Genomic DNA, 26594 nt, shown 5'->3' on the forward strand with positions numbered 1-26594 from the left:
AAAATAAAAATTCATCTTATCTAAGATAGGAATTGAGCACGGAAAAGTACGAAAAAAGCATTCTATGAATAGATTGACATCTAAAGATTGGATGATTATTACCCAACGACTGACTCCTTACTTATTTTTGCTGCCAGCAATGGTCATTTTAGGGTTAACCGTTTTTTGGCCCGCACTGCAAGCGTTTTACCTGAGTTTTACCCGATATGAATACGATCTAACCCAGATGCCACAGTGGGTGGGTTTAGCCAATTTTAACAAATTGTGGAAAGATCCAGTTTTTTGGAAAACTTTGGGGAACACCCTATTATACCTTGTAGGTGTCGTGCCAATTTTGGTGATTGCTCCCCTAGTACTGGCAATTTTAGTCAACCAAAAACTGCGTGGCATGAACTGGTTTAGAGCAGCGTATTACACGCCAGTTGTCATTTCCATGGTAGTTGCTGGGATCGCTTGGAGGTGGTTGTATGCAGAAACGGGTTTGCTAAACCAACTGCTTAAGGGTATTTTTCCAGGAGGAATTCCTTGGCTCACCAGTCCCCAATTGGCACTTTACAGCGTGATGGCTGTGACTGTTTGGAAGGGATTGGGTTACTACATGGTAATTTATCTAGCAGGGTTACAATCTATTCCCAGCGATATTTATGAAGCAGCAGCTATAGACGGCTCAGATGGTATTGGCAAGCATTGGGATATCACTATACCCTTGATGCAACCTTATTTGGGTTTAGTTGCAGTGATATCAGCAATTTCTGCCACTAAGGTATTTGAAGAAATATATATCATGACCCAAGGCGGACCGGGTAATAGCTCGAAGACGATTGTTTACTATTTATATGAGCAAGCATTTACAAACTTGGAAATTAACTATGCTTGTACGATTGGGCTCGTACTCTTTTTAATTATTTTGGGACTGTCTGTTTTGCGATTATCAATCGATCGCAGTACGGGAGAAACGTTGCAAAGCAGCCGCCTCTAATTTTTATGCCGCTACTCTTGACTTGCTTGATAAGTTGAGAGTCGCGGATTTGAATGACGACTTATAGTTATATTGGCGGCACAATAAGAATCAGTTTTCAAACGCTTCGCTACGAGCTTTCATGCGATCCATCACAGCCAGAGCTAAATCATAATATGTCAGATATGCAAAATTCCGTAGATTTATTTAGCCAACTGTTGCAAAAAGATGCTTCTGATGTACTTGCTTGGCTGAAAGATATTAGGTCAGGGCAATTAAAAGCTCCTAAAGACTTTAATTGGTTGGGCTTAGCTCAAGCAGCAGGAAGTAGGGCTCGATATAACTTTGATAATGGTGACACTACATCTGCCTTGCCTTGGGCAGAGGTAGGATTATTAATTTATGACCTACTAGTAAGTAAGGTAGAGTCTGACCAACAAGAAAGTTTTATATATAGTTCAATGCTACTGCGAGCATCTATGATACGAAGATTTAATGCTATTCCCGGTCATCCTATTCTTGATGCAGACAGAATTATTCACTGGTTCTTCGACAACTTGACTATGTCGCCCCAAGAAGCTCAAATTAAGACCTTGTCTTGTTGGGAAGATTTGAAAAATTCTCGAGAAGATTCTATAGAAACTCTGCTAGAATTAAAGCGGATTAAGGGTTACTTAGGTATCTTGCAATCGTTAATTGAAGATGAAAAAATTTCTCCAAATGAAGAATTAAAAACTTGGATTTCTATACGAAAGACATTACCATAAGGTTATTGCAAGTAGTCAATGCCCGATATATACTGTATAACGGATTTGTATATTTCCTAAAAAACGGTTCTTCCGTACTTAGTGGCCTAAAATATTCGGAAAATGCCAAAATAGTAAAGCCCGGATTTCAAAATTATTAAAATTTCTAAACCCAAATCCGCAGCGTTTTAATAGCTTCAATTTATTATTAATTCCTTCAACTACTCCGTTAGTTGTTCTTTTTTCAAAATATCCGACGACCTCACCAAACCATCGTTTAATTGTTGTGACGCTCTTCTGATAATATGGTTCGGCTTTTTTTAACAAATCAATTAATTTTAATGTTCCTTTTGCCCAGTCCTTACTCTTCTCAAAAAGAGCATGGAACTCTTCTTTTAAAGAGTGCATGATTCTTACTAATGGAGAAGCTTCCTTGACTTCTTCTAATTTTTTTTTGTTTGTTAGATAGCTTATCTTCTGCTTTTAGCAATGTATATTTACTGCCTTTTAAACTGTAAAACAATTTAGCTCTTTCCTTAGTTTTTAAGGATTTTGCTGCTGTTTTTTGCTCAATTCTTGCCTGATTTAACTCCTTGTGAATCATTTTTGTAACATGAAATCTGTCTACTGTTACCTCCGCATTTGGACAAATTTTTTTCACGCTTTGATTTATAGTTGCCTGTCATATCCATACTTACTTCTTCTATTTGAGATAAAACATTTTCTCCCCATAAACGCATGACTTTCTCTATCTCTACTTGTTTTCTTTCTGAGACTAAACCAATTAATTTATGAGTTTCTAAGTCTACTAAAACGACTATAAATTTTCCTTGACCTTTGACTAAACTAATTTCATCTATTCCTAAGGAGCGCAAATTTTTTACATCAATAGGTAAAATGTTTTTGACTATAGTTTTGAGCATTGATTCGACTTCTTCTGCCGTTAAGCCATTTTTTTTAGAAACATTATTAAGTATTTATACTTATCACTGATGGATTTTAGATAGGTTTGAAACTGTAGATTGTCCACTGTTGTCACGCTCGGGTATTAGAGGACGTTTGGAAAGTCTAAAAAAACTCCAGTAACGGTGTGTCAGTAGATAAAAAAGCGACAGGGTTATTAGAGCAATGTCTAACATCATATCCGACAAACCTGACAGATAAACAATGGGAATTGTTATTAAATACTCTGAGTTCCCCGTTGTTCGCGTAGCGTCTCCGCTCCTGAGATAGCGCCTGCCGTCGGTGAATTCTATTCTCAGGGCAATTGGCACTCTTAGGGATTGTCCCACAATCTCCGCGTCTCTTCCTTGAATAGCCGATACGGAGGTTTTATCTTCTAATTCAAGCATCATCAGTATGGATACTGCCGGAGGGCATGATAGTATTGCAGTGCAATTGCATATATATCTGCCACAAGTCACGGGCAATAAATTAAATAAAAAGGTATCGGAAAATATGTTGCTCTTTCAATAGCGTTCTTGATAATTAACTGTGCCTCCTGCCTGTTTGCATATCTCTAGTATTTGTTCCGCATAATCAGCTCCTTGCAAAAAAAAATCGCTCTGAAACTGACCTATGTCAATTTGAAGTTGCTTGTATTTTTTTGACAATGAATAATTAAATATTGGGGGAGAGACTGAGTATTTGTGCTGTATCTCGCTAAAATTAGCATTCGCGATCGCTTTCGTCGTCTTTATTAAAGTAGCAAGGCTTTTAAAGTCGGCAACTATAAGGCACCCAATCGTTGCAGTATCAGTGATTGTATGTGACAACGAAGCACTCTCATCAATAGCTTCACTCTCGATATAGGTTTCTTCCCACTCAAGAAATGTACTAATTTCCTCAACTGTCACTACACGAGCCTTCCAGACAATTTGCCAAACATCATGCCAATCTGCTTCTCCTAGATAATCTGTATAGTAATTACTTCGATATGGTTTAAGCAACCAGTTTACAACCTCTCCCTCAATCCCCATGTCTTTTAGGAGAGTTTCAAAGAAATTTTTAGTTCCTATAAAAATTGAATCTTCTTCTAATTCTGTCAATACGAATTCTATTGTATAACGATGACCCTTCACAATGTATGGGTTCCAAATATAGCAATACATATGCTCAATTTCCAAATTTTATTCATTTGACACGAAAATTTCTTCCTACCTCAAACGTAAACTTACCACTTTCTCTTTAACTCCTTCCGAACTGTTTTTAAAATGCCTGAACTTCTTTGGCTGATAAATTTTGAATCATATGAGTAAGCTTTCCTTTTGAGATTTGACACACTTATCTGAAGTGCCAAACTCCTGTTGGGTTGAAGACTCAACTTTTTGATGGTCTGACATGGAAAACACCTCAATTATAGATCCTCTCATTTTCGTATCTGTAGGCTGTCAATTTAGCCCCATGTGATACAGAAATGCTTGCAACAATTGTACGTCTATTCCTTGACTGCGAAATCCAACAAAGCCATCTGGGCGAATCAAGTAGAGGCATTCGGTTCGCGCACTATAACGCTGATGTAGTTCACCCGAGACATCCTTTAAAGCAGTTGGAATTTCTTGCAATAAAGCCTCTGCGATCGCAACATCACCGGAATAGATGAGATACGATCGCAAAACCCTACCCCATTGCTCCTCAATTTGTCGTGCTAGTTTACTCAATTCAGTTCCTTGTTTTATATCCGAACGTTCACCCACAAACAACAGCAAACGATGGCAGAAGGGGTGCGGCTCCTCCGCCCAAATTTGAAACAGGCGCTTTCCCGGATTGCCTGCTATTACAATGTCTTGGGCATCGGGAGCACGATGCCCAACTTCAGGTCCACCTGCAAACGGGAGAGTATGGGTGAACGGGGAATAAGCTTTGTCAGACGTACCTAATGCCCGCCGACTGCCTGTGAACTGTAGCCGCATTGCTGTTTGAATCGGCTCTAAGTGCATGGCTGTAGCAAGCACTGCATTACGCAAATGACCGATCGCAGGGTTTTGGACTTCAACCAGTTGAGTCATGCGTTGGGTATCGTGCAGCACTTCAGCGATCGATGGGTGTCGCTCCGCGTGATAGGTATCCAACAAATCATCTCCTGCCCCCCTCTGAAGCACAATTGCCAATTTCCAAGCTAGATTCAACGCATCTTGCATTCCTTCATTCATTCCCTGTCCCCCCATCGGACTGTGAATGTGTGCCGCATCACCTGCCAAAAACACCCGGCGATCTCGCATCTGATTCACCATACGAGTGCTAATACGAAAAAGCGATGTCCATCGGGGGCTGTGCAGCGTTGCAGGAATCTTATGTCGGTCCATCTGCTGTTGCAGCGTTGCCAGCACAAAATCTGTCTCTGACTCCTCCCCTAGCTTGATGGGGGAGAGCAACGGTGCTGCTATTTTCCAACTACCCTCTGCCAGCCTTCCTAACACTAGCATCGGGCTGAGAAAAATATGCAAATTGTCATCATAGGGTTGGTCGTACCAGTTCAGTTGTACATCGGCTAGGGCATACTGTCCGGGATGAGCTGTTCCCTCAAAGCTTGCTCCAATTAAGTGACGCACCTTGCTGTGTGCTCCATCGCAACCAACTACATAACGAGCGCTTGTCTGACTGGTTTGCCCATCTGCCAATTTTAAAGTTGCAATCACCCGATCTGGTTCCTGTTGCAAATCGATCAACTCAACACCCCGTTCCAAAGCGATGCCATGTGTTGTGAAGCGATCGGCAAGAATACGCTCTACTTTTCCCTGCTCCAGAATTAAAGCACCCGGAAAGAAGGGGGTTTGTGGATCGTTCAAGCCAAAACTACCCAATACCCGTCCGTTAGCGTGCAGTGTTGCACCATGTATCGGTCTACCTTGTGAGAATGCCTGCTCTAATACCCCTAGTTGTTCTAACAAGTGAAGCGTGCGGATGTGAACTCCCTCAGCGCGTGACTCTGACACGGGACGAAGATATGCCTCTTTGGTTATGATACGACATCTCACACCCATGCTGACAAGCAGGTTGGCTAAAGTTAGCCCAACTGGACCCGCTCCGACTACCAAAACATCCACGATCGCTGAAGATTGAGACATGATTTGAGTTCTCCTAAATCTTATTCATTTGTGGATCGCTCCACGGCTTAATTGTGTTTCTCGAGCGGTCAATCGTATTGACACCACATAACTGAGCGTGTTGTCATTCCTTTTGTAGAATGCTTAATCTGATTTTACTAAACAGTTTAGTAAACTTACCACACAGTTTAGTAAAATATACCTTAAGATAGAGTGAGGTAGTTTAATGCTTTAATGTCAAGAGGCGGGGTATGACGACAACTAATGAAAATCGGCGCAAAATGTCTGAGAAAGCCCAGCGAATTTTAGAAGGGGCAATGCAGGAGTTTATGGCGCAGGGCTATACAGCTGCAAGTATGGATAGAATTGCTGTTGCTGCAGGAGTTTCAAAACCGACGCTCTATAGCTATTTTCAGGATAAGGAAGGATTGTTCGCGGCGCTGATCGAGCAACTCGCTCAGAAGCAATATCGCACTATTGTGGGACTTGATAATGCCCAAATCCCTCAAGATGAAGCTGAAGTTGTACTGCGGCAAATTGCAACGAATTTGCTCGATACAATTCTTAATAATGAACAGTTACTAGCACTGATTCGACTGGCGATTGCTGAGTCGGGACGCTTTCCAACTCTGGCTAAGACGTTCATTCGTGCAGTAGATAAACCAGCGATCGCACTCCTGAGTCAATACTTAGCCTCACGTCCAGAACTGAAGTTACAACATCCGGAAGCTGTTGCTCAAACCTTTATCGGAACGTTGGTGTATTTTGTCATCTCACAGGAGCTACTACAGGGCAAAGACGTTTTACCGATAAGTCGCGATAACCTGATTGATACCTTAATTTCGTTGATTGCAGGCATTCGCAAATAAGCGTGTAAAGCTTTTTTGGAATCAGCAACATTATGCAACACATGGCATGAGCAAAAAATCAAAAAGCTTCTTTCCATCAGTTAAATGTTAAGTTATATTTAGCCAACAGTATCTGAAGTGCTTCTGATAGAAGATAGGGTCTTTACAATTTCTCCTTTGCTGGTGGTACAATACCAAACTTGCTGAGACCTTCATCAAGTTCCCTAAGTGTTTTAAAATCTTCTTCTGGTAGGGGATAACTGCTACTGCTGAATACACCACTACTGACAGCCGGGTTCTTTTCTAGAAAGGAGAATGCTTGACGAAACTGGTGCGGTTTTGCCTTAATAGGGGCATCAAAATGGCAGGAAATTATCCACTGAAAATCCCAACTCGCTACCTTATTAGCCCAATTGATAGTTTCTTGAGGTGCGCGATTGAGAATGAGAGTTTGTAAAATTGGTGCGACAAATAGACGCCCATCTCCTCTCAATGCATCAAAAGATTGCTTCCAATCAGGTTTCCATTTGAAAGGAAATAACCCAAAATAAGCTTTTTTGGAACGTTCGGACGCTTTTAAGACATTGCGAAACACTTCTCCCCATTTTATGACTTCTAGCAAACTTGGCTGGAAGTACAAAGCAAATAAAGCAATTCTCTGCCATCCCTTACGGCGATTTGCTTGGTTGTCTTCGATGAGATCGGATGCTTTGTCTTTGGCATGAAATAGTAGGGGGTATGGATCTAATTGCACGATCGCAGGCGGTTCTTCCGGTACGGAAAGGACTGAATCTGTTACCAGGAGTGAGTGCGATCGCTTGTCAAAGAAGGCGACTTCTGCAAACCGACCCGGTCCAAGTTCAATCGGACCGAGGATGGCGTAATCAAACTGCTTACCAAAGGGAGTTTGACTGCTATCTTCTGGAAGTACCTGAGTGCGTTTTCTGGGTAAACCAAGCCAAGTGAGTGGAAGATTGAGAGGGAAACTCCACTGCTTGGGAGCAACAAATACCTGAGATTCAGGAAAATATCTGGCAAAAGGACCAACAAATACTTTGTGTTCCAAACCTGAGATAGTTGGCAGGATGATGTACTTGACGTTACCGTGCTCTGCTACCAACTCATTCACTAGGCGGATACATTCTGGGGTTGGCGCAACAGGCGCGTAAACGAGGAGACCCCCTCCTTCTAACTTTACTACGGTCATGCGAATAGGCACAACGACGTAGAAAATACCTTGAAGCTGGTCAAAAGTCCAAATTGTGTCCCTTACCACTTCTTTGCGAATTGTCCGCCGTTCACCAAAGGGATAAAGTGGCAAAGCAGGCCAGAATTGCCATGAAAAGTCCCTAGAATTGTTCTCTTGTCCCTGCGTTTCCTGCACCTTCATCTTGAGTTGAGCCACTCCACTTTTTTCCCTTGCAAAGTCTCAAATTATTTTTAGCTGAATTTCCCTGATTTGTGAACCTATACCTTAAATATTAATATATGGAGACAATTCATTTTAATTAACCTGAGTTTGATATAAGCCTCTGATGGGTGCAGCGCTCGCTCCCGTAAAATATGGAAGAAACACAATTTTCTGTTACCGTGTGAAAGAGATTTTATTCGCCCGGATAGATGCTTGAAAGCAGATCTAACACTACGAATTCGACAATCACGATAGAAACTCTAAAACTAGCTGGTTAAATTTCTGTGGATATTCGATAGGAGCCCAATGGCCACACTCTTCAATAATTTCCAACCGAGCATTCGGAATAGTTTTAGCACCATTGTGAGCATGAGTTACAGGAACCATTGTATCTTGCCTACCCCAAATGATGAGGGTTGGAGCAACAATGGTAGGCAACCTCTGTGCGATCGGCTGATAGAATTGTCCCCAAATGTTGAAATTGGAACGACCTACATTTAATGTCGCTTCCGCCGCACCAGGTAGCCGTGCCATTTGATAAAACTCCTTGACAATTTCATCAGTAATTAGTTTTGAGTCGTAGACCGCCTGTTTGCACAACATTGCAAGACTTGATTGACTCGGCGAACTGAATAACTTGTCTAAACCGGGAAGCGTTGTGACTCGCAGCCAAAAACTGATTTCTTTCCCCAAACCAGCACTGCCAACAAGGATGAGTCCCTCGACTAACTCTGGAAAGTTCAGTGTAAAGGTGAGTGCAACGCCACCACCTGCGGAAGTACCAATCAGACTAGCACGAGCGATATCTAAAGCCTTCATGAAATCCCGAGTGAACTGAGCCATAAAGTCGAAGGTGTATTTGGCATCCGGTTTATCGGATCGACCTGCGCCCACCATATCAAAAGCGTAAACGCGATGATGCTTAGCTAATTCAAAGATGTTGTGCTTCCACAATTCAATATAACCGCCACCACCGTGAAGCAAGATGACTGTGCTACCTGAGTCACCAATCTGCCAATATCGAGTGTTCACAGACCCAACTTTGACATACCGATCTTGCAATTGCTCAGTTCGATTCATCTCGACTTTATTCAACTCGTAACAATCAACCCGATTTTACACCATACCCCTTGCTGCTAAAAGATTACTTATGGGCGTAGGATGGGCAGTGCCCACCCTACATATAGGAGTAGAATTTTAGAGCGGAAAGGGAGTTGTTGCCTTCTGCAATTATGTGTGCATAGATTAAGAGTTGACATTTAAGTCAATACTTATCTATCATAAAAATACTTAAGAATAAACTTAAATAATTAAGTTGTATTTTTATGGTATATCTTCGAGTTTTCTAGCTACAGGGTAATCAATGAGTAGACCTGCTGCTAGTGCCGATGTCTTTGCAGCGATCGCAGATCCAACGCGACGGGCAATATTAGATCGGTTACTGACTGGGGAGCAACCAGTTAAACAGTTAGCTGAGCCTTTTGCCATGAGTTTGCCAGCTATTTCTCAACACTTACAAGTGCTTTGTGATGCTGGCTTAGTACAAATGAGAAAAGCGGGGCGACAGCGTCTGTATCGACTCAATCCCGAACCTCTTCGGCAAGTTTCTAACTGGATTGCCGATTACGAGCAGTTCTGGCAACAAAAACTAGACGCCTTAGGCAATTACTTAGAGGACAATATATGCTCCGAGACTTAAAAAAAGAAATTTTCTATCCATACCCGCCCGAAAAGGTTTGGCAAGTGCTTACCAACCGCCGTGCCTTGGCTGCATGGTTAATGGAAAATAATTTTGAGCCGCGAGTGGGGCATAAATTTCAATTTCAAGACTCTACATTGCCCGGTCTAAATGAAAGTATTGATTGTGAAGTGATTGAATTAGATGAGCCAAACCGTCTTTCCTACACGTGGCAGGACAGATTTATGTCCCGACCTTCCACAGTCACGTGGATTTTAGAACCACAGGAAGGAGGAACTCAATTGCGTTTGGAACACAAAATTCTACAATCGCTCCCTACAGAATCACCCCAACCAAAGTATTCTCACACTGGTAATTTAAATCACCGATATGGAACAACTGCTTTAGCTTATATGCCTGAAACAAGAACTCAGGAATTGAGGGAACGAACTTCCACGTTTAATTCTTTATTAAATGGAGCGTTCGCAACAAGTCCAAATACAAGCGTAATCCTCACGTCATTTTTAAATAGCCGATGGGAACATAAACTGGAATCTCTGCTACAAATGGTTAGTTGCTAATGGCTAATGGCTAATGGCTAATTGTTATACCAATTCTAAGTGAAGTTACACATTAATTGCCCTCACTCTAGAAGAGTGGACGGCAGTTGCTTCAACGGGGGGAGCGCACGCTTCGCAAACGCCAGTCCCCAGGGCGAGGGAAACCCGCCTACAGGGCTAGTCTCACCATTAGCCATTAGCCATTAGCCATTAGCAATTAGCATTTTATTAACTTTTTGCCAGTCGCCAAAACGCGATCGCAGCGCCAAAAATGCTAAAAGTACTGAGAAGAATATGAAGAATAGGGATACTGGGAGCAGATGAAGAATATATTTCACCATTGGGCATTTTTGCCCCCTGAAGGTTAGCCGCCTCAAGATCTGCTTCTTGAAGGTTAACTCCCTCAAGAACCGATTGCGACAGATTAGCATACCACAGCTTGCTTTTCTGAATGCGTGCTGATGTAAGATCGGCTTGTGAAAGATCGGCTTGTGTAAAGTTGGCTTCCTGTAGGTTTGCTTGTCGTAGATTAGCTTGCCATAGCTTAGCTCCTGTTAAATTAGCTTGCTGAAGGCTACCTAAAACCGATAAATTGGCTTGCCACAAGTTGGCTTTGGATAAGTTAGCTTGTCGCAGGTTGGCTTGCCAAAAGATAGCTCGCGATAAATTAGCTTGCACAAGATTGGCTTGGGATAGATCGGTTTTTTGAAGACTCGCCGATGATAAGTTTGCTTGGGAAAGCTTAGCTTTCTGAAGATTTGCAGATGAGAAATTAGCTTCTGACAAGTTAGCTTGTATCAAATCGGCTCCAGACAAATTAGCATTTTGAAAGTTAGCATACTGAAGGTTAGCTCCTGATAAAATAGTTCCTGATAAGTTGCTGTCCTGAAGATTGGCGTAATCCAGATCTGCTCCCTGTAGGTTAGCTTGCGATAAATTGCATTTAACACACTTTTTTGTTGTTAGTAGTTGCTGGATATGTATGGGATTTGCCGCATATACTGGAGTTGTGACTAGAGCCATACTACCGATTGCAACATTTAGATAAATTTTGAGTGAATTGTGTTTCATATAATACTGAATTTTTAGAAAGCGGCTTGCTCGGTCAACAGTTTTTTAGTTTGCGTGCTTGCTTTGTTTGCGATCGGCTCCTTTAGCAGCTACTAGTACACTGAGTGCTTAGAGCACATGATGACTTTCTTCTACTGTCATGGCAATTTCTCCGGCAAAATAATTGCAGGCTATTTGAAACTTATGGATTAAAGCATCGCGATCGCCTCGAACTACCAATTGCGCTAACTCACTGTAAGTTGCTGACAATCTCTCAATGGCTTGCTGTCGTTCTGATGTTGCAAGCAAAATATCTGCTATCATTGATGCAAATTGAGTCAACGAGCGGCTAACTAAACCAATTTCTAGACGGAACGTCGGGCTAGAGAAGTTAAGATTGCGAGGGAGATCGATCTTCTCTTGACTCGAGAAAATACCGAGACTCAATGCTGTAAAGTTGCGGATTGCCTGAATAGCGACCATAATTTTGTCGTGCTCTTGCGGTTCGCAGGCGATGAGGTTACCACCATCCTTTTCAATCATATCTAATAGCCTTAGAAAGAAAACACTGTGCGGAGTGTACCTGTAAGAACGGTACCATTGCTTTCCTGATTGCCTGGGTTTGTAATGACTTGTATGACTGGGGCAATTTGAATATTGTTGCTAATGGGATAGTTGTAAAAAGCTTCAAAATTAGTTTGAGTGGCATTACCAACATCACGAGATATAAAGGGCTGACCAACAGCAATACCTGCTTTAGCACCTCGCACAAATAGATCGGGAAAAGCCAGACCTAGCATCCAGTAAGTGGGGCTGATATCACCAAAACTTGTGTCTTTATAACTAGCATGACCGTAGCGTCCAAAGACACCAAATCGATCTGACAAAGCTAATTCAAAGTTGGCTCCAAAGACATTAAATTGTCCACCTAAAATATTACCAAAAGCATACTGGAGACGAACTGCAAAGTTTTTAGAGGGCGCATATTCTACTTCAGCTATCCCTTGATGGGGATCGCCAAAGAATCCCCCAGTACTACCTCCATTAGGGTAAAGAGTGTATCCTATTGGAAAAATACCAGGAACAAAGGAAGTCGAATCTCTTGAAGTTGGTTCATTAGCAGCCGCCGCTATATAACCTGCTCGTGCTGTAAAAGGACCATCGCCTGGGTTCCAACTAATGACAGCACCTGCACCCAAGCCCTGAACTGGAAACAAAAGATAGTTGTTAACAAATGCTTGAGTGGAAAAATCTAAAAAGCTGAGGTTGGCGTAGCGGTTTGTGTCTATGTAATCGCTAAGAACTATTTTTGGACCGAGGGAAAGAATTACGTTTTTAAGAGGAGAGAAAGTATAGAAGAGACGGGAAATACCCAATTGTTCTACTGGAGGTTTTGCAGCAAAATCCAAAACGCTACCAAGGCTGGGTTCAAGAAATCCTGCAGCATTATCATCCGCACCATCGCTTCCTGCATCCAATCGGATTTTTAACAAATCAGAACCACTGAAACTCGTGTTAAAATCCAAAGCTGCTCGATAAACAAAGGTTGGATTGGGTTGTTTTGTCGTAATTTCTCTCCCTGTCACGTCAACAATGCGATCGCCACTAAAACTACCTCCCGTCACACCAAAGATGACTTGACCTGTTAACTTGGTTGTTGTTGAAAACTGGTTGGCTTGCAATTCAGAAGTACGAACCTCTAATGTGTCTACACGCCCTTGTAACTTAGTTAACTCAGCAGCAAACTCTTCCCGAAGGCGTTCTAAAATAGCTATATCATCACGGGAAATAGCGGGGGTATTCCCTTGTGCTACAAGCTCGTTGATTTGCTCAATTGTTGTTTGCAGTGCGTTGGCAAATTCATAACGAGTCAAGGCTCGGTTACCTCGAAATCCACCATTTGGATTGGTTTTATTAATACCATAGCGATCGTTTAAAGAATAAAGTGCTTGAAAAGCCCAATCAGATGGTTGGATATCATCCAGTTGACTGACGGGGGTCATATCAACTTCTGATATTTGCCGATCTTCTAGTTGACTGACAGGCGTTATCTCAACTTCTGCTATTTGTTGGTTATCTAAATCTCTGCGGTTGACTGTATCTATTTGTCTGGGAACAGTTTGTTCAATGGGAAGAACACTCGTATTGGGGGCTTCTCTTGTTGTCAGATCTAATGATAAATCTTTAGAGGAACTGGAAATGGGTTGTTCCTTTGAGTTTTTTTTTGGCTCTAATATGGTGTTATCTTTGTCTGTTGGGGTTGTGGTAGTAAGATCGGCAACGGAAGCTATATTATCTTTGGGTTCCCAAAGTTCAACTAATTCTAAGATAGTAGGTTTTTTTTCAGAAATTCCTTCTCTTGAACTACTACTGTATGGACGTAAAGAATAAGGCGCACTGAAAGTTTTTTCTGAATATATTTTTGTAGAAACTTGTGTAAAATCAAAAACTTCTTGAGTTGGTGAAGAGTTGACGATTGGAGATTCCTCCGAGAAGAATTTGACAGAATCAACAAGATTTTTTGCACGTAAAGAGTAAGGAAGAGAAGATTGAGATGAAGATTTTTTTGTAGAATCAGCCATTTCGGATGATGATTTTAAAGGTTTGGAAGTCGTAGCAGTTTCTGAAAAGAATCTTACAGAATCATTAAGATTGGAAAATTGTGAGAAATTTTCTTTTGAATTCTTTCTTTTATATGGACGTAGAGAGTATGGAGATGAAGAAGATTCTAGATTTTTATTTTGTGGTGTAACTCTCCACTCACGATTCTTACTTTCTAAAGTTTTTGATTTTTCAATCATTAATTGTGCCAAACTTTTCGATTCAGTTTCTTGGATATTTTCTTCCTGGTTTCTTAACTCTATATTTGTAGGAGAAAATTTTTCATCTTTTTTATTGGAGCACGCTAAATTTGTGTTGGAAAATCCACAAGATATAACTGCTTCTGCGGTAAAAAGCTGATTTTGTTGAGATTTTTTTCGAGCATATATCACTGTTCTAGAAGGTGCTAATACCTTAGAAGGTAAATTTGTCTCGACAGCTAAAATTTTCTCAAAAGGAATGTTTTCAGGTATGTCTGTTTCGGCACGAGTTGGATGTTGTTGGGTAACTATACCAAGAAGACTTAAGCTACCAATAACAGATAAATTGGGAAAACGATGTCTTAAAGTCATTTGTTTAATGATTAGTAGTTAGTGGTCGGTGGTTAGTGGTTAGTGGTTAGTAATTAGTTGTTATACCGCTGAGGTCTAATGACTCATAACAAATGATTGCGACTGTAGTAAGCGACAAACGACAAACTACTAACCACTAACCTAAAAATAAATTTTGGGTTGAAATGTACGCAGGCGTAAGGCATTAGTAATGACGGAAAATGAACTAAAAGCCATTGCGGCTCCTGCAATAATTGGGTTTAGCAACCAACCGGTGAATGGAAAGAGAACTCCGGTAGCGATGGGAATTCCAGCAAGGTTGTAAATGAAGGCAAAAAGCAGATTTTGGCGGATATTGCGAATAGTCGCACGGCTTAACTGAATTGCTGTGATAATTCCTTCTAAATCGCCCGATATGAGGGTAATATCGCTAGCGGCGATCGCAACATCTGTCCCGGTTCCTATGGCAATCCCAACATCTGCTTGTGCAAGGGCTGGTGCATCATTAATCCCATCCCCTACCATAGCAACAATAGATTGGGGGAATGGGGTAGTCAGAGATGGGGGGAATAATTGTAAATCGACTCTTCCCCCTTTCTCTCGTTCCCCCTGTCTCCCGTTCCTCTCAGATTTCAGAGATTGAATGACTTGAGCTTTTTGATCGGGTCGCACTTCTGCAAACACTCTCTTGATACCCAGTTGTAGAGCAATTGCGATCGCAGATGCACGATTGTCTCCAGTCAGCATGATAACGTCTAAACCCATTTTTTGGAGTACTCTTACAACTTCTTTTGATGAAGGTTTTAAAGCATCAGAGATTCCAACTAAGCCTTGAATCGATCCATCTACCGCAATCCATACTAGGGTTTTACCTGCTGCTTCTAAAATGATTTTTTGTTTGTGGAATCTATATGTATTAATACCTTGTTCTTCTAGCCAACGTTGGGTTCCAATTTGAACCAAACAACCTGAAACTCCACCTTGAATACCCATCCCTGGATATGCTTGGAAATTTCTGGCTCGCAGGGATTGAATTTTTACCGTATCAATACCTTGCGATTTTGCGTACTTGATTATTGCTTCAGCTAAGGGATGTTCGGAATCTTGTTCTACCGCCGCAACCATTTGTAGAAGTTTAAGTTCGTTCTGGTCTTGGGTACCTTTAGCAGTAAAAAAGTCGGTCACAGTTGGCTTTCCCTCTGTGAGAGTTCCAGTTTTATCTAGCACAATCGTTTGTATTTTGTGCGCTAGTTCTAAACTTTCAGCTCCTTTAATTAAAATCCCATGTTCTGCACCTATGCCCGTTCCTACCATAACTGATGTCGGAGTTGCTAAACCTAAAGCGCAAGGGCATGCAATAATCAACACTCCTATTGCTGTTATTAAGGATAGGGTGAGGTTACCGACAATACTAAACCAGACGAGAAATGTGATGCTCGCGATCGCGATAACTGCTGGTACAAACCATCCTGTCACTCGATCTGCCAGACGCTGAATTGGTGCTTTCGACGCTTGGGCTTCTTGCACTAGCTTCACGATTTGGGACAATACTGTATCGCGTCCCACTCGCGTTGCCTGGAATATTAACACACTGGTTTTGTTAATTGTAGCACCAATAACTTCATCTTGCGGTTGTTTTTTTACAGGCATACTTTCACCTGTAATCATAGCTTCATCCACAGAAGAAATTCCATCAATCACTTCTCCATCTACCGGAATTTTTTCTCCCGGACGTACCAAGATAACATCACCAACAGCTACTTCCTGAATTGGAATATTAATTTCTACGTTATCGCGGATAATACAAGCAGTTTTGGGTTGCAACCCCATTAATTTACGTATAGATTCGTAGGTTTTACTTTTGGCATGATGTTCCAACAAACGACCTAACAAAATTAAAGTAATAACAACTGTAGCAGCTTCATAATATACATCAGTCATTAAACCATTAGATATAAATAAATCGGGAAAAAGCGTCACAAATAGGGAATAAAAATAAGCTGCACTCGTCCCTAAAACAACTAATGTATCCATTGTTGCTCTTCGACCTTTAAAAGCTTTCCATGCATTACGATAAAAGAAAGCACCGCACCAAAATTGTACGGGAGTTGCTAACAGTAACTGTACCCAAGGATTGCTTAAGACTGTTGGAATAAAAGATAAGTGCAATCCCATCATATGTGGTAGCGATCCTAAAAAAATTTGGATGCTGTGGATACTGGCAAATATCAACTTGCGTGTAAGGTTGCGTGACTTTGCCAAATAAGCTGCACTTTTTGCATCTTCTTCAACAGTATTTATGACCTCATCTGATTGAGAGTAAGAAGAGTATCCAGCAGCATCGATCGCAGCTTGAATTTTTTCGAGATTTGTTCGCAACTTTTCGTATCGAACAGTAGCAATTTCTGCAGCAAAGTTCACATTGCACTGCAATACTCCAGGTACAGAACGAATTGCTGCTTCAACACTTTGGGCGCAAGCAGCACAACTCATACCACTTAATTTTAATGTGAGAGTTTCCATGTGAGATTAACCCTTTGAATTTGATGTTATTAAGTAAATGAGTGACTGGGAATTGGTGACCCTTTGGGTCACCAGTCACTGTATTATGCGTTCTTTCGGTACTCTTGCTAGCACAATAACTTACTACTGTCTCTTGATATTTTTACGCCCAAATATCCGTAGCATGCTAAACCCTGTCACCAGTAACCCTAACAATGCCAAACCACTTAAAGCTGAGTAAACTACATAACCAGAACCAAAAAAAATCTTCCCACTATGAATTTTTCGGATGAATTTAACTGCAGTGTCAAAATGCATCTCTTCCAAAATGGGTGAAACAGTTCCAGTTAAAGCCATCAACATTAGAGGTATGGATACCATGATTGATAGTTGTCGATGGTATTTACGAAATAAAGATGAAACGGTTGCCATAAGTTATTTGGCTCCTTTAAGGGTGAAGAGTGAAGGGTGACGTATAAAGTATGAAGGTAAAGTATGAAGTATGAAGGGTAAAACTCATTTTTCATCCTTTATCCTTCATACTTGTTAAATGGCAGGATAACCAATTCTGACTAGTGCTTGCCTAACTGTGAATTCTGATACTTTTGTGGCAATACTTACAAGCTTTAGTCTTGGATCTGTGAGCACTGTAGCGTTAGGATCGATGGCTTGAATTGCTTTAGTAATCTTATCAGCACAGACAGAACAAGCCATTTTTGGAATTGTTAATTGAAATGCCATAGTTATGTATTTTTAGGATTGCGAACCGTCATCAAAACTAATGTCGTTGTATTTCAGGGAAACTGTATCTTGATAGACAAGCATAGCGGCTAAAGCTGTTTCAGCCTCACGCAAACGCTGTGCAATCAAATAACTAAAACTGCGCTTTAGAGCAATACCAAGATTAATATTTCCATCCATAAATCGGTGAAAAGCTTCAGAAGTCAACTCCCACACCAAACAAGATGTTGTCGCTACTACAGAAGATGAATGAGGTCTACTCTCTAGAAAAGACATTTCACCAAAAATTGCAGGAGCCAGTGTACGCCGTAAAGTGACTTCTCGAAATTGGCTCAATTCATGTTCTGGTGCTAGTTTGCGAACTTGACAGACTCCTTCAAAAAGGATGAGAAGAATTGGCTCTGTAGTGCCTTCTTCAATCAATCTTTCGCCAGATTGAACTTTGCGTACTTTACCATGAGAAAACAGTTTTTGTCGCTGAGTTTGTGGTATAGAGAAAAAAGGCAGATCGTTGAATTGGTTGAGGGCATCAGTATCAATCGCATTCATTTTTCTAATCCTCAAAAGGTGTTCGTGGATAAGCAAGTAGTTCTCTCAAGTCAGCTTTTCAGAACAGATTGTGGTTTCAGTTGTCTGAAACACACTTTTTGTCGTGCGAGTCTTTTGCGCTAAAACATCTATACAGTCTTCAACTTGGTGGGAAAACCCAGTTTCTCTAAAAGTGCAAAGTTTGCTTTTGTTGTTTTACAGACGCTTTATACACAACGTCTTAATTAAGAAACTAGGCTGTGTAAGATTAATGTACTGATGCTTTAGGAGAATCAAGGCTTCACAAGCCTGCAAAAATAAGCGATCGCTGGAAACTAGAAACTGCTAAAGAGGAATTTGAGAACAGTACAGTAATCAAATGTACTGAGTATTTAGGCTAATACCGGACAATTTGACTTTTTGAGTTCGATAAATTAGATCGAGTGTCAAAACTAACTGCACCAGGTCCGTATTGAACTATCATCAGCAATCCACCTAAAATAGCTAAGTTCTTCATAAATTGACCTAGCTGCATGGGATCGGAAAAATTGGTATGAAAAATCAGTGTAGCAGCAATGAGGAACAAAACTAGCACGATCGCTCCCCAACGAGCTTTATAACCCAGTAAAACTGACGATCCAGCACCCAATTCTACCAAAATTGCACTCACTAAAAAGAAGCCTGTCTGAGGCATACCATAAGCAGCCATAAATTCTTGAGTAGCAACGGGATGCAGAATTTTATTGACACCAGACTCGAGAAAAATCAAGGACAGGGAAGATCTTGCAACCAGAGATATGTACTTTTTGAGCATATGAACCTTGAACAAGTTTTTAATTTGAGCGAGCCGGAAACATTGAGTTGTTCTACGATTTCATTGAACTCATCTTTAGGCAATACTTTGGGAAGAACAACGAGCTTACATGATGGATTCTGTAGCGATCATTGCACTTATGTCAGATGTCACTGTAGGTTCTAAAATAGATGGTGGAGGATTAGAGATATCTCCAGCCGTACCCATGCTGGCGATAAAACTTTCAATTGCTGTGGGAGAAGTTGTTGTAAACATAAGTACCTCTGCAGGTAAAGTTCCTTGGTTTGTCAAAGCAAAGGATTTATCTTCAGGAAGTAAGACGTAGGTATTGGGAGTTGCAGTAAAGGATTGATCTTCCATCTCGAAGGTGACATTCCCCTCCAAAACAAAGAATCCTTTATCTGTAGGAGCAGAAATTAAATCTTCATTGTCAGTACCGGGTGGAACATAAACATCAAAGAGTGAAAGTTTTCCTTCTGTGTCAGCAGCTGTAGCAACATAAGTATAAAGATCGCCTCCCAACCAGTACTTTTCACGTTGTTCGTTGTTGGGCTCTAATTTTGGTGTAGTTTCAGGTGTATCTCCATTCTTTAGAGTGTAAGAGCCATCGTCAGCAAAACTCAGAACAGCCTCATCTTGTAATAACCCAACAACAGCGCCATTTGTGGGGTTAGTAATAGTCAATCTCAAATCATCAGTTGTATTGGAAGAGATGGGAAGAGCTACTGTCTGAGTTCTCTGACCATCAGCAAAGTCAACTTCTACTGAGAGACCATTACTGAGAGCAAGTGTTGCACTGACCTCTCCTTCTGCTTCCCCAGGACGGAGTAAAGTAACTTGCGGATCGCCAGTCCTTGTTTTGTTGAATTCAGATGAGTGGAAGATAATTGAGTCTAATGTTTCTACACCATATTCGGCTAAAATACCTGAAAATCGATCTAAAGCCTCAGCAGGAGGGATTTCATTGGGGGGAGGGGATGTAACCGATCCGGGAACACCTATTTCTGCAAACGCTTGTTCCAAGCCTGCAGGAAAAACAAACTCTAAATGACGTGATGCTGTATCTCCCAAATTAAGAAATCCATGAGTATCATTTTGATGTTTGTAGATAAATGTTCCGGGAGTAGCAGTGACGACTTGGTCATTGAGTTGGTAAGAAACTTCTCCTTCAAGAATATATGCAAACTCGTTTTCTTGTCGGTGAATGTGGGGAAAAGGACCGCCCTGCGGTACTGTGTAAAAATCCAAGAGTGCATATTCCCCGTTAGTTTGCTCGCCAGTGGCGACAAAAGTCGGGTGATCGCCTACCAGCCAATATCCAGGTCGATTTTGATCTGTAAGTATCAATGGTTCTTGAGAAGCGACTTGGGATGTCGCATCTTCAGTACCCGTATTTTGTTCCCCAGTATTTTCCTGGTTTAGCTCTGTTTCCGTATGCATAAAATTCTCCTTAGAATGGGTGGTGCAAAAAGTCTAATAGTTGATGTACTACGCTTTTTGCAAAAACTCTGTGACAGTGGATATAAAACTGTCTTGCTGCTCAAACATCGGTAAATGACCGCAGTTTGGAAGTAAAGTGACTTGTGCTTGCTGGATTTGAGAGCAAAAATCTCGAGCATAGTCTGAAGGTACAAGTCCATCTGACTCTCCCCAGACAATTAATGTAGGTGCTTGAATGTGGTTAATGCGATGTTTTAACCCCCAATTGGAAAATGGAACAAGGAACTTTTTGGCAGTTGCAAAAGATCTCTGCTTTTGAGCTTCTAAATCGACTTGTGGCGTTTCCGATGTTGCAGTAGCGCGAGCGTGCTGAAATACTTTGGAACTGGGATCGTGCCATAAAGCATTGACAAGTTTGTCTGGACTGACAGAAAAGAAGTCAAGCACTGGTAAATCTTCTCGGAAGAGACCAAGCGGGCTGACCAATACCAGTTTCTTAACTCGATTTGGGCAAAGAGCAGCGATTTCTGCTGCTAACATACCTCCAAAGGAATGACCGACTACACAGGCTGATTCAATTTCTAGTTCGTCCATCAAGTCCTGGTAATAAAGCGCTAAGTCCACTGTATCGCTAAGGTGTTCTTCTCCCGTTGAAGGGCCAAAACCAGGATGCCAAGGAGCATATACCTGAAAATTCTGACTGAGAAGATTTAAATATTCTCCTGTTTGCAATCCACTCGCACTATGAAGATATAAGAGTGGAGTTCCAGAACCACCTTGCAGAAAGTTGATAGAGAATTTACCGTTTTGAAAATTGAGGATGCGGGATTCCATATGAAAAGATTCCTTATTGTTAGTTAAGATTGTCATTGGTTGCGGGTCATCGATCGCTTCTTTACATGAGGTGGTGAAATGCCGTAAGCTAACAAGCTTGCAAGTAGGTTTCGCCAGAGCGGTAGGCGCATATAAAACGGTAGTTTGAATGTTCCTTCGGATTTGAGGGCTCTGACAGTAATTTGGCTCTGGATAAAAGATTGAAACGCCTGAATAATTTTTATGGATAGCTGGCGTTTGCGTTGTACTTGTGCTAAGTGAGTTAGCCTTAAATATCCTTCCTTAAGAGGTTCGCTGATGATATTTGATGCTACAACAGCGTCTTGAATTGCATAGTTAATGCCAACTCCACCAATAGGAGATAGTACGTGGGCAGCGTCACCAATCAAAAGTAATCCAGGGCGATACCATCGGGAAACACGACCTACTATAACTGTCAGTAGTGAAGCCTGCTTCCAATCTTTTAAATGCTCCACACGATCGCTAAACTCTGGCACAACTTCGACAAGAGACTTTTGCAATGCTTCTATACCGTTAGTCCGAAGTTGCTGGTAATAACCCTTAGGAATAATGTAACCAATTTGCCACTTGTCAGAGGTAGGCGTTACTGTCTGTACTAAAACACGACCACTCGAAAAGCGTGCCTTGAGACCTTTTGGCTCTTCCGGGTTTCGGGGTAAGCGAAACCACAAAATATCTATTGGTGGAGCCGCTTGAATAAGGTCTATACCTGCGAGTTGACGAATGTTAGAAAAACGACCATCTGCACCAACGGTTAATTCTGCTCGTACTTCATGCCATCCTCCTTGTCCGCGATAGCGAACTCCGCAAATCTTACCATGTTCTTCAATCAACTGCTGTACATTAGCGCCCATAACTAACTGGAAGTTAGGGTAACATTTTGCCTCAGCAATGATGAATTCTAGAAAATTGATCTGAGAAATAATTGTGATGTAAGGGTGATGGCTCTTTAAATGACTGAAGTCGGCAAACGCGATCGCATCATGAGGAGTTACAAATTGAATTTGACCTGTTTTATTATGCGGAATTTCTTGAAGCAATCGGTCAACGAGACCAAGTTCTTCTACAATTTCCATGACTCCTGCATGAATTGTATCGCCTCGGAAGTCGCGATCGAAGTTTTTGTGCGCTTCTAGTAGCGTAACAGAAATTCCTTGACGTGCTAGGAGCAGTGCTAGAACCGCTCCTGCTGGACCACCTCCAACTATACAGCACGTTGTTTCTTGTATGTCAATAATGATACGTTCACTTATTTGCATATCCGTTGTACGGAAAGTTAATTAGGAAATTGTTAGTGGTTAGTGGCTAGTAGTTAATGGTTAGTAGCAACTAAAAAATTTTCTAACGACTAATTAATAACTAATAACAACCAACCGCTAACGTTTACTGTGCAAGAATTTCACCCACTATTCCAGCTGCTATTACGCAGTCATCTCGGGTAATATCAAGATGGGTAACGGCTCTAACGGCTCGCTTCCCTGAAGAACTCAAAAACACGCCGCGATCGCGTGCAGCAGCTACCAAAGTTGGAGCGTCAAGAACATCGGGTGCTAATTGAAACCAAATAATGTTTGTTTCTACCGTTACAGGATCGAGAACAATACCGGATGTCTCTGCTAACATCTGAGCCAATAACTGAGCGTTGGCGTGATCGTCTGCCAATCGTTCTACATGATGCTTTAGCGCATACATACCAGCCGCAGCAAAAATTCCTACCTGCCTCATAGCACCGCCAAACATCTTCCGCAAACGATGGGCGCGATGAATTTGCTCTTTAGAACCGCAAACAACACTTCCCGCAGGTGCTCCCAAACCTTTAGATAAGCAAAACGTGACGGTATCAAATGGTTCCGACCAGGTTTTGACAGTCACTCCACTCTTCACTTCAGCGTTAAAAATACGAGCGCCATCTAAGTGGAGTGACATTCCATATTCGCGAGCAACAGATGCAGACAATCGCAACTCATTAATATCCCAAACCCATCCCCCACCACGGTTGTGGGTGTTTTCAAAAGCAACAACAGTTGTTGGGCTTTGGTGATGGTTATCCGGTTTGTAACTAGCACTAACATCACGAGCGGTAAATCGACCATTGTTACCAACAGTTTGAAATTGCAAACCGTTGAGAGCAGCACCTGCACCGCCTTCATAAAGGTAACAATGACTACCTGTACCTATAATCACTTCATCACCAGGTTTGGTAAGCGCACCTAATGCGATTTGGTTTGCCATTGTACCTGTGGGAACAAACAATGCAGTTTCTTTACCCGTGAGATGGGTCGCATATTCCTCGATCTGGCGGACAGAAGGGTCTTCACCGTACACATCATCACCAACTTTAGCAGAAGCCATAGCTTGACGCATGGCAGGAGTTGGCTGCGTTACTGTATCACTGCGGAGGTCAATCATAATTGCTAATTGCTAATTGCTAATTGCTAATTGCTAATGGCTAATGGCTAATGGCTAATGGTGAGTTCAGAGAAAGTAGGCGGTGAGACTAGTGCTGTAAGAAGGTTTCCTACGTCCTGGGGACCAGCTTATAGCCCTTGCGGGCATAACCTGCAGCATCGTATAGCTTTTCCGTAAGGAGATACTTGTTTGCGTAGCGTACCGAAAGCATAGGGCTAGTGATTAGTGGCTATTAGCCATTAGCCATTAGCTATTAGCTATTAGCCATTAGCCATTAGCCTACTTTAAATTCCCAATTCGTAGATAACAAAGCTTTGGTATTCCGGTGCATAGGAAGGACCAAAAACTTTCTTGGAAATTTGTCGGAAGTTACCGAGCCTAAACTCTTGCTCCACGATCAGTGGAGACATTTTATGTTCAATACCTAACTCTGTAATTAGGTCATCGTGAGTTGCTCGCAGTTCATCAATTGCAACACCAATACAGTTGCGATCCATAGCGAAATCAACAACATACCTGTACCACGTCCACAGTGCCTGCTGTCGGCGACGTTCGAGATCCAATGCTGCTTCTGGGATGTGACCCGTTTGCTGATAGTTCTCTACCTCTTCTGCAGTGGTTAAGATATACCCGTTTGCAATGTGGATCAATTCAGCATTAGCTATGCGTTTTTCGTGATGGTTTTTGCAATATTCTGGGCAAAACTCATCACCTACAATGATAACACCATCTTGATGTAATATTTGCTTGGCATGAGCCAAGTAATTTTTCGGAAGATGGTGATGTGCTCCCCAGGAAAGAACTATATCTACAGTTTCATTCCATTCTTCAAAAGAACCGGAGAACACTTTAGCATTAGTATCAGTTGCTAAACGACGTTCCAATTTAGCAACAATTTCTGGTTCATCCTCATTTGCAATAAGTTCTATTTCAGGGAGACGTTTTGCTAACTTTGAAGCAAAATATCCGGTTCCGCAACCAACGTCAAATACGCGAATTGGTCGTCCCAATTTTTGAGCGTATTGTTTTATCAGCCTAATGATGTAAGCGTCACCTTCAGGAATTTGGGGATGCCCTTTACGCATTTGGGCTGCAACATCAATTTCCTCTGACTTAACATCATCTAGAAGGTTGTCAGGTACAAAAACGGACATGAGGAGACTCCTTAAATTTTTGCTTGGGGGATTGGGTATTGAGCGTTGGGGGTTGGGGGTTAGGGGATTGAGGGATAAAGGGATGAAAGGATTGGTCAAAATATATTTCCCCTTGTCTCCCTTGTCTCCCTTATCCCCAGTCCCTAGACTCTAGCCTCTACAGTTGCTAAACCTATGTTTGGCTTAGTAACAACATATACACCGTCAATAGCTCCTGCGGCTGAAAGTGAAAAGAAACCTTCTACTGCATTAAAGAAATTATTTGTAGCTTGGATTGTAGAATCCGTAGCCTTGTCTTTTGATGCCAAAGCTTCTTTGTCCTGACGAAGGTTATGGTTATCTTTGATCCGCTTTGACATCTCGTTGACAGCAAATTCGCTGACACCTTCTTGGGCATCGACTAAGTCTTCCACTCCAGACACTAGGTTTAAGAAAGCGAGTTTTAGATCGGCACCACTGAAATCGTGGCGGCTTAATTTTTGTGCTTCCCAAAAATAGGAATCTTTACCACGGTTCTGGTCGTAGAAAGCTGAGACAAACACGAGGAACCGCAGATATGCTTGCCGATAGCTCTTGTCATAAAATGTAGTGGCTTGTGCTTCGTCAATCTCACCGCGCTTAATGCTTGCGATACTTGCGGCTGCTAGGAGTGCGCTGTAAGTGGCAAGATGAACTCCACTTGATAAGAGCGGATCTAGGAAGCAAGCAGCATCTCCTGACATAAAGTAGCCCGGACCGGAGAAGTAGTCAGAGGTGTAAGAATAGTCTTGCTCGACTTTGACTTCTGATACTAACTGACCTGGTGCAACCATATCAGAGATAAGAGAGCATTCTTCAATGGCTTCTGAGTAAATATCTTCCAACTTCTTATTGCGTCTTTCTTTATAAATATCTTTGTGCATGACCACTCCGATACTCATAATCTCTTCATCCAAGGGGATTCCCCACAGCCAACCTTCTGGAATAGAACCGACTGCGATCGCTCCTTCTTGACCTTGAGGTAATCTTTGAACGTTCTTCCAATAACCCCATATAGCTATATTTTGGAATACGTTGTGGTTTCGGCGGTTTTTTAGATAGCGCGTTGACAAAACACCAGCACGACCTGAAGCATCAATGACGAAATCAAAAGAGATTTCTCCCGTCGCACCATTGGATTGAGACCAAGTAGCACTTTTTGGACGATTTTCATCAAAAGAGACTTGACGAATTTCGGTTCCCTCAAAAACTTTCACACCTTGGCTTTTAGAATGCTCTAAAAGCAAGTGGTCAAAGTCGGCACGACGAACTTGAAAGCTATAAGTATGGTCGCCACTGAGTTCTCCAAAATTGAGGCTCCACTTCTCTTTGCCCCACTCCAAATAGGCTCCGGGCTTGCGTTGAAATCCTTGGGCTTCAACTTTGTCCCGTACTCCAAGTAAATCAAATATTTCTAAAGCAGATGGCAAAAGCGATTCACCAATATGATATCGGGGAAAAAAATCTCGTTCTAACAAAGTCACGTCAAAACCCTCGCGTGCTAATAAAGTCGCAGCAGTCGATCCAGCTGGTCCGCCACCGATGACTAAAATTTGAGTAGAATTTGGTATATTGGACATGACAGGATTCTTCTCCTTTATGGTTGTAGAGTTCTGAGAACAACGAATTCAGTTAACTTCTCCGTTAAGCAAGGCATGGCAAGCTTTTCTCCAAGGCTGTTAGA

The 26594-nt window shown here is 41.7% G+C and carries 24 protein-coding genes and 1 pseudogene; 5 read left to right on the forward strand and 20 right to left on the reverse strand.

The genetic code is table 11. The features are described 5' to 3' along the window. The first annotated feature begins 64 nt into the window (after positions 1-64). Together HC643_RS33320 and HC643_RS33325 are read left to right on the forward strand one after the other, a co-directional pair. Positions 65-979: a carbohydrate ABC transporter permease gene (locus HC643_RS33320; protein ID WP_038073354.1), complete on the forward strand. Its 915-nt coding sequence runs from the start codon at positions 65-67 to the stop codon at positions 977-979. Between the two features lie 53 nt (positions 980-1032). Next, positions 1033-1725 (forward strand): hypothetical protein, encoded by a 693-nt coding sequence (locus HC643_RS33325; protein WP_137986555.1) that lies wholly within the window; start codon positions 1033-1035, stop codon positions 1723-1725. 78 nt (positions 1726-1803) lie between these two features. Here the strand turns inward: HC643_RS33325 and HC643_RS42805 are convergent. The 4 genes and pseudogenes from HC643_RS42805 to HC643_RS33345 all read right to left on the reverse strand — a co-directional run. Then, positions 1804-2678, reverse strand: a pseudogene (locus HC643_RS42805) (ISL3 family transposase); the annotation flags it as partial. A 12-nt stretch (positions 2679-2690) separates the two neighbouring features. Then, positions 2691-3059, reverse strand: a complete 369-nt coding sequence (locus tag HC643_RS33335) for a hypothetical protein (RefSeq protein ID WP_038073348.1) — start codon at positions 3057-3059, stop codon at positions 2691-2693. Between the two features lie 114 nt (positions 3060-3173). Further along, the gene (locus HC643_RS33340) at positions 3174-3752 is read right to left on the reverse strand and encodes a hypothetical protein (protein ID WP_137986553.1); all 579 of its coding nucleotides are present in this window, start codon (positions 3750-3752) and stop codon (positions 3174-3176) included. A gap of 342 nt (positions 3753-4094) precedes the next feature. Then, complete coding sequence (locus HC643_RS33345) at positions 4095-5771, reverse strand: FAD-dependent monooxygenase (RefSeq protein ID WP_038073344.1); 1677 nt, start codon at positions 5769-5771, stop codon at positions 4095-4097. 230 nt (positions 5772-6001) lie between these two features. Here HC643_RS33345 and HC643_RS33350 point away from each other — a divergent pair, with 230 nt between their 5' ends. Beyond that, complete coding sequence (locus HC643_RS33350) at positions 6002-6619, forward strand: TetR/AcrR family transcriptional regulator (RefSeq protein WP_038073342.1); 618 nt, start codon at positions 6002-6004, stop codon at positions 6617-6619. A gap of 142 nt (positions 6620-6761) precedes the next feature. Here HC643_RS33350 and HC643_RS33355 read toward each other — a convergent pair whose 3' ends face one another. Further along, the gene (locus HC643_RS33355; protein ID WP_038073339.1) at positions 6762-7988 is read right to left on the reverse strand and encodes a DUF4336 domain-containing protein; all 1227 of its coding nucleotides are present in this window, start codon (positions 7986-7988) and stop codon (positions 6762-6764) included. 267 nt (positions 7989-8255) lie between these two features. Next, positions 8256-9089, reverse strand: coding sequence for an alpha/beta fold hydrolase (locus tag HC643_RS33360; protein WP_038073336.1), 834 nt, complete (start codon positions 9087-9089; stop codon positions 8256-8258). A 283-nt stretch (positions 9090-9372) separates the two neighbouring features. On the opposite strand from HC643_RS33360, the gene HC643_RS33365 reads away from it, so the two are divergent. Then, positions 9373-9708 (forward strand): ArsR/SmtB family transcription factor, encoded by a 336-nt coding sequence (locus HC643_RS33365; RefSeq protein WP_038073334.1) that lies wholly within the window; start codon positions 9373-9375, stop codon positions 9706-9708. Continuing rightward, positions 9693-10268: an SRPBCC family protein gene (locus tag HC643_RS33370; RefSeq protein ID WP_038073332.1), complete on the forward strand. Its 576-nt coding sequence runs from the start codon at positions 9693-9695 to the stop codon at positions 10266-10268. The genes HC643_RS33365 and HC643_RS33370 overlap by 16 nt, the downstream gene beginning before the upstream one ends. A gap of 207 nt (positions 10269-10475) precedes the next feature. Here the strand turns inward: HC643_RS33370 and HC643_RS33375 are convergent, their stop codons facing one another. The 14 genes from HC643_RS33375 to HC643_RS33440 form a co-directional block, all read right to left on the reverse strand. Then, the gene (locus HC643_RS33375; protein ID WP_167844803.1) at positions 10476-11318 is read right to left on the reverse strand and encodes a pentapeptide repeat-containing protein; all 843 of its coding nucleotides are present in this window, start codon (positions 11316-11318) and stop codon (positions 10476-10478) included. A gap of 108 nt (positions 11319-11426) precedes the next feature. Next, a complete protein-coding gene (locus HC643_RS33380; RefSeq protein ID WP_050046575.1) occupies positions 11427-11840 on the reverse strand; it encodes a prephenate dehydrogenase dimerization domain-containing protein in 414 nt (137 codons plus the stop codon). Between the two features lie 11 nt (positions 11841-11851). Further along, positions 11852-14470 carry an iron uptake porin gene (locus tag HC643_RS41750; protein ID WP_050046574.1) on the reverse strand — a complete coding sequence of 873 codons (2619 nt, stop codon included), beginning with the start codon at positions 14468-14470 and terminating at the stop codon, positions 11852-11854. A gap of 141 nt (positions 14471-14611) precedes the next feature. Beyond that, a complete protein-coding gene (locus HC643_RS33390) occupies positions 14612-16972 on the reverse strand; it encodes a heavy metal translocating P-type ATPase (protein WP_038073329.1) in 2361 nt (786 codons plus the stop codon). 123 nt (positions 16973-17095) lie between these two features. After that, entirely contained in the window at positions 17096-17383 is a 288-nt protein-coding gene (locus HC643_RS33395) for a hypothetical protein (RefSeq protein WP_038073327.1), read from the reverse strand. Positions 17384-17497: 114 nt separating this feature from the next. Further along, positions 17498-17692, reverse strand: a complete 195-nt coding sequence (locus HC643_RS33400; RefSeq protein WP_038073325.1) for a heavy-metal-associated domain-containing protein — start codon at positions 17690-17692, stop codon at positions 17498-17500. 12 nt (positions 17693-17704) lie between these two features. After that, positions 17705-18241, reverse strand: a complete 537-nt coding sequence (locus HC643_RS33405; RefSeq protein WP_050046573.1) for a Crp/Fnr family transcriptional regulator — start codon at positions 18239-18241, stop codon at positions 17705-17707. A 376-nt stretch (positions 18242-18617) separates the two neighbouring features. Next, positions 18618-19034, reverse strand: a complete 417-nt coding sequence (locus HC643_RS33410; protein ID WP_038073323.1) for a DoxX family protein — start codon at positions 19032-19034, stop codon at positions 18618-18620. Positions 19035-19139: 105 nt separating this feature from the next. Beyond that, positions 19140-20474 carry a cupin domain-containing protein gene (locus HC643_RS33415; protein WP_050046572.1) on the reverse strand — a complete coding sequence of 445 codons (1335 nt, stop codon included), beginning with the start codon at positions 20472-20474 and terminating at the stop codon, positions 19140-19142. Between the two features lie 48 nt (positions 20475-20522). Continuing rightward, complete coding sequence (locus HC643_RS33420) at positions 20523-21308, reverse strand: alpha/beta fold hydrolase (RefSeq protein ID WP_063779582.1); 786 nt, start codon at positions 21306-21308, stop codon at positions 20523-20525. A gap of 32 nt (positions 21309-21340) precedes the next feature. Then, on the reverse strand, positions 21341-22588 hold the full coding sequence (locus HC643_RS33425) for an FAD-dependent oxidoreductase (protein ID WP_038073320.1): 1248 nt from the start codon (positions 22586-22588) through the stop codon (positions 21341-21343). 124 nt (positions 22589-22712) lie between these two features. Then, on the reverse strand, positions 22713-23738 hold the full coding sequence (gene ltaE, locus HC643_RS33430; protein WP_038073317.1) for a low-specificity L-threonine aldolase: 1026 nt from the start codon (positions 23736-23738) through the stop codon (positions 22713-22715). 284 nt (positions 23739-24022) lie between these two features. Continuing rightward, positions 24023-24892 carry a class I SAM-dependent methyltransferase gene (locus HC643_RS33435; RefSeq protein ID WP_038073314.1) on the reverse strand — a complete coding sequence of 290 codons (870 nt, stop codon included), beginning with the start codon at positions 24890-24892 and terminating at the stop codon, positions 24023-24025. A gap of 143 nt (positions 24893-25035) precedes the next feature. Then, the gene (locus HC643_RS33440) at positions 25036-26490 is read right to left on the reverse strand and encodes an NAD(P)/FAD-dependent oxidoreductase (protein WP_038073311.1); all 1455 of its coding nucleotides are present in this window, start codon (positions 26488-26490) and stop codon (positions 25036-25038) included. Between the last annotated feature and the right edge of the window lie 104 nt (positions 26491-26594).

Origin of the sequence: Tolypothrix bouteillei VB521301, from assembly GCF_000760695.4 — a bacterium.
In the GTDB taxonomy this organism is placed as follows: Bacteria; Cyanobacteriota; Cyanobacteriia; order Cyanobacteriales; family Nostocaceae; genus Scytonema; species Scytonema bouteillei_A.

What these genes read in the sequence shown, in the direction of transcription:
- HC643_RS33320 (WP_038073354.1), top strand. Translation starts at nt 65, where the DNA reads ATGAATAGATTGACATCTAAAGATTGGATGATTATTACCCAACGACTG.
- HC643_RS33325 (WP_137986555.1), top strand. Translation starts at nt 1,033, where the DNA reads ATGACGACTTATAGTTATATTGGCGGCACAATAAGAATCAGTTTTCAA.
- HC643_RS33335 (WP_038073348.1), bottom strand. Translation starts at nt 3,059, where the DNA reads ATGATGCTTGAATTAGAAGATAAAACCTCCGTATCGGCTATTCAAGGA.
- HC643_RS33345 (WP_038073344.1), bottom strand. Translation starts at nt 5,771, where the DNA reads ATGTCTCAATCTTCAGCGATCGTGGATGTTTTGGTAGTCGGAGCGGGT.
- HC643_RS33350 (WP_038073342.1), top strand. Translation starts at nt 6,002, where the DNA reads ATGACGACAACTAATGAAAATCGGCGCAAAATGTCTGAGAAAGCCCAG.
- HC643_RS33355 (WP_038073339.1), bottom strand. Translation starts at nt 7,988, where the DNA reads ATGAAGGTGCAGGAAACGCAGGGACAAGAGAACAATTCTAGGGACTTT.
- HC643_RS33360 (WP_038073336.1), bottom strand. Translation starts at nt 9,089, where the DNA reads ATGAATCGAACTGAGCAATTGCAAGATCGGTATGTCAAAGTTGGGTCT.
- HC643_RS33365 (WP_038073334.1), top strand. Translation starts at nt 9,373, where the DNA reads ATGAGTAGACCTGCTGCTAGTGCCGATGTCTTTGCAGCGATCGCAGAT.
- HC643_RS33370 (WP_038073332.1), top strand. Translation starts at nt 9,693, where the DNA reads ATGCTCCGAGACTTAAAAAAAGAAATTTTCTATCCATACCCGCCCGAA.
- HC643_RS33375 (WP_167844803.1), bottom strand. Translation starts at nt 11,318, where the DNA reads ATGAAACACAATTCACTCAAAATTTATCTAAATGTTGCAATCGGTAGT.
- HC643_RS33380 (WP_050046575.1), bottom strand. Translation starts at nt 11,840, where the DNA reads ATGATTGAAAAGGATGGTGGTAACCTCATCGCCTGCGAACCGCAAGAG.
- HC643_RS41750 (WP_050046574.1), bottom strand. Translation starts at nt 14,470, where the DNA reads ATGACTTTAAGACATCGTTTTCCCAATTTATCTGTTATTGGTAGCTTA.
- HC643_RS33390 (WP_038073329.1), bottom strand. Translation starts at nt 16,972, where the DNA reads ATGGAAACTCTCACATTAAAATTAAGTGGTATGAGTTGTGCTGCTTGC.
- HC643_RS33395 (WP_038073327.1), bottom strand. Translation starts at nt 17,383, where the DNA reads ATGGCAACCGTTTCATCTTTATTTCGTAAATACCATCGACAACTATCA.
- HC643_RS33400 (WP_038073325.1), bottom strand. Translation starts at nt 17,692, where the DNA reads ATGGCATTTCAATTAACAATTCCAAAAATGGCTTGTTCTGTCTGTGCT.
- HC643_RS33405 (WP_050046573.1), bottom strand. Translation starts at nt 18,241, where the DNA reads ATGAATGCGATTGATACTGATGCCCTCAACCAATTCAACGATCTGCCT.
- HC643_RS33410 (WP_038073323.1), bottom strand. Translation starts at nt 19,034, where the DNA reads ATGCTCAAAAAGTACATATCTCTGGTTGCAAGATCTTCCCTGTCCTTG.
- HC643_RS33415 (WP_050046572.1), bottom strand. Translation starts at nt 20,474, where the DNA reads ATGCATACGGAAACAGAGCTAAACCAGGAAAATACTGGGGAACAAAAT.
- HC643_RS33420 (WP_063779582.1), bottom strand. Translation starts at nt 21,308, where the DNA reads ATGGAATCCCGCATCCTCAATTTTCAAAACGGTAAATTCTCTATCAAC.
- HC643_RS33425 (WP_038073320.1), bottom strand. Translation starts at nt 22,588, where the DNA reads ATGCAAATAAGTGAACGTATCATTATTGACATACAAGAAACAACGTGC.
- ltaE (WP_038073317.1), bottom strand. Translation starts at nt 23,738, where the DNA reads ATGATTGACCTCCGCAGTGATACAGTAACGCAGCCAACTCCTGCCATG.
- HC643_RS33435 (WP_038073314.1), bottom strand. Translation starts at nt 24,892, where the DNA reads ATGTCCGTTTTTGTACCTGACAACCTTCTAGATGATGTTAAGTCAGAG.
- HC643_RS33440 (WP_038073311.1), bottom strand. Translation starts at nt 26,490, where the DNA reads ATGTCCAATATACCAAATTCTACTCAAATTTTAGTCATCGGTGGCGGA.